This is a genomic window from Enterococcus spodopteracolus, assembly GCF_030441955.1.
GTDB lineage: Bacteria > Bacillota > Bacilli > Lactobacillales > Enterococcaceae > Enterococcus_B > Enterococcus_B spodopteracolus.
This window is the reverse complement of the sequence record NZ_JARJHD010000077.1, coordinates 1-608: the sequence shown is the minus strand read 5'-3', so window position 1 is coordinate 608 and position 608 is coordinate 1. Positions and strand designations below refer to the sequence as shown.

Sequence of the window (608 nt, the reverse complement as noted above, 5' to 3'; positions counted from 1 at the left end):
ATTCACAAGCAATGCGTGGTGTGCAACCAGCACAAAAGCGGAAATCTCGTTCCGTATCGCGTCGAACTGATTAGCCGCATCGGGCAGGAAGCAGTAGACGAAATCGAATCAAACCATAACCGCCATCGCTGGACTATCGAAGAGTGCAAGGCGATCAAGGCAGAGTACCAACAGAAACTCAAAGACCTGCGAAATAGCAGAAGTGAGGCCGCATGACGTTCTCAGTAAAAACCATTCCAGACATGCTCGTTGAAACATACGGAAATCAGACAGAAGTAGCACGCAGACTGAAATGTAGTCGCGGTACGGTCAGAAAATACGTTGATGATAAAGACGGGAAAATGCACGCCATCGTCAACGACGTTCTCATGGTTCATCGCGGATGGAGTGAAAGAGATGCGCTATTACGAAAAAATTGATGGCAGCAAATACCGAAATATTTGGGTAGTTGGCGATCTGCACGGATGCTACACGAACCTGATGAACAAACTGGATACGATTGGATTCGACAACAAAAAAGACCTGCTTATCTCGGTGGGCGATTTGGTTGATCGTGGTGCAGAGAACGTTGAATGCCTGGAATTAATCACATTCCCCTGGTTCAGAGC

Annotated in this window: 3 protein-coding genes; all 3 read left to right on the top strand. The window is 47.2% G+C overall.

Annotation, left to right across the window (positions count from 1 at the left end):
- A partial coding sequence (locus P3R27_RS14595; RefSeq protein WP_301399151.1) for a recombination protein NinG occupies positions 1-216 on the top strand: 216 nt, incomplete at its 5' end.
- Positions 213-419 (top strand): phage NinH family protein, encoded by a 207-nt coding sequence (locus P3R27_RS14590; protein WP_002901791.1) that lies wholly within the window; start codon positions 213-215, stop codon positions 417-419. The genes P3R27_RS14595 and P3R27_RS14590, both read left to right, overlap by 4 nt.
- A partial coding sequence (locus tag P3R27_RS14585; protein ID WP_172951252.1) for a metallophosphoesterase occupies positions 397-608 on the top strand: 212 nt, incomplete at its 3' end. The genes P3R27_RS14590 and P3R27_RS14585, both read left to right, overlap by 23 nt.

Bases quoted from the DNA above. Each gene is read 5' to 3' on its own strand.
- P3R27_RS14590 (WP_002901791.1), top strand. From the start codon at position 213: ATGACGTTCTCAGTAAAAACCATTCCAGACATGCTCGTTGAAACATAC.